Source organism: Polaromonas sp. P3_C2 (genome assembly GCF_056402675.1).
In genome coordinates, this window is the sequence record NZ_JBFUGX010000887.1 from 1 (window position 1) to 1,433 (window position 1,433).

At 60.8% G+C, this 1,433-nt stretch carries 2 protein-coding genes and 1 pseudogene; 1 reads left to right on the top strand and 2 read right to left on the bottom strand.

The window, feature by feature from the left end; genetic code table 11:
* Together prfB and AC1DWI_RS23055 are read right to left on the bottom strand one after the other, a co-directional pair.
* A pseudogene (gene prfB / locus AC1DWI_RS23050) lies at positions 1-214 on the bottom strand (peptide chain release factor 2); the annotation flags it as partial.
* A 74-nt stretch (positions 215-288) separates the two neighbouring features.
* Positions 289-1,224, bottom strand: a complete 936-nt coding sequence (locus AC1DWI_RS23055) for an alpha/beta fold hydrolase (protein ID WP_477725903.1) — start codon at positions 1,222-1,224, stop codon at positions 289-291.
* Between the two features lie 8 nt (positions 1,225-1,232).
* Between AC1DWI_RS23055 and AC1DWI_RS23060 the strand changes: the two genes are divergently transcribed.
* The coding region (locus AC1DWI_RS23060; protein WP_477725904.1) for a hypothetical protein at positions 1,233-1,433 on the top strand (201 nt) is incomplete at its 3' end.

Here is a 1,433-nt window from a genome sequence, read left to right on the forward strand (position 1 = left end):
CACATGGACCACGTCTTCCAGCGATTTCTTTTCCCTGCCGAGCTCTTGCGCGCGCTTGGGGTTGTCCCAGACCTTCGGGTCTTCCAGTGCGGCGTTGACTTCGTTCAGTTTTCGTTCTTTGGCAGGGTAGTCAAAGATACCCCCGAAGTTCGTTGACCCGGTTGCTGAGGTCGATGAGCTGGTTGCCGATGAGGTTGATGCGTTCTGCTTCCATGATTTTTCTGTCCTGAGATGTGTGATTGCCGCATTGGCGGCTGAACCGCCCATTTTCTCACGATGCGGCGCGTTTCAGCTCAGAAAGCCCTCAATCAGTGTTGCCAGCTGTTCCGGTTGGTCGTGGTGCAGCATGTGGCCGGCATCCTGGATCACGGCGACACGGGCTTCGCGCACCTGTTTGAGCCGTTCGTGGTACTCGGTCAGGGTGTATTTTTCCTTCCACCACAGAGCCAGGGAGTCGTCGGACGCTTCGACGGCCAGCACCGGAGCACTGATGCAGCGGTAGACCTCGAGGGCTTCATCGACGCGGTAGAGCTGCGCGCTGGTGATCTTGTGGGCGGCTTCTCCCAGAATCTCCCATTTCCCTGCGGCATTTGGCCGGGACCAATGGCTGGCCAGCCAGCCGGCCTTGTCGGCGGACAGGCGCGGGTTGGTTCTCATCAGGCGGCGCGCCACACCGGCCACGTCGGCATAGGCTTTGAGTTCCAGCTCACMCCTATGCAGGCTTTTGAGTTCGTTCATCCATTGGGCATAGCGGCCGGGGGCTTGCCCGGCCTGGGTGGACGGCAGGCCAAAGCCTTCCAGATTGACCAGCCTGCGGATGCGCGCCGGCCGTACGCCCGCGTACAGCATGGCGACATTGCCGCCCATGCTGTGGCCTACCAGATCAACGGGTTTGTCACCCGCGTAGTGGTCGAGCAGAAAGTCCAGGTCCGCCAGGTAATCGGGAAACCAATAATTGTCAGCAGGGCTGCCTGCGGGGCCGGAGCCGGTCAACCCGAAACCGCGCCAGTCGGGCGCGATGATGGTCCGGCCGCTGACGAAGGCCTCCGACAGTGCGTCCACCATGAACTGGTAAGAGGCCGCCACGTCCATCCAGCCATGCACCAGAACCAGCGGCGGCAATGCGGGGTTCGCGCCTGCTGCGCTTTCCCAGAGCCACACGTGGTAACTCAAGCCACGTATAGGGACAAACTCGCTGCGTGATGATCGTTTTTCTTTGTACATTGGTTCCCATGATAAAGAGACACGAATCGAAACGCAGTCAAGGCAGCGACAAGACCGGTGGCGGCAGGAATTCCCCGGAAAGTGGACCGGTTGACCTGTACGCAGCGCTGCACGCCGGCTTCCGCTGGCAGGTTGACGAGCACTTCAACATCGCCGAAGTGTGTTGCAGCCGCTGGGCCAGGGGTGAAGGTGCAACGGCGGGTGCTACT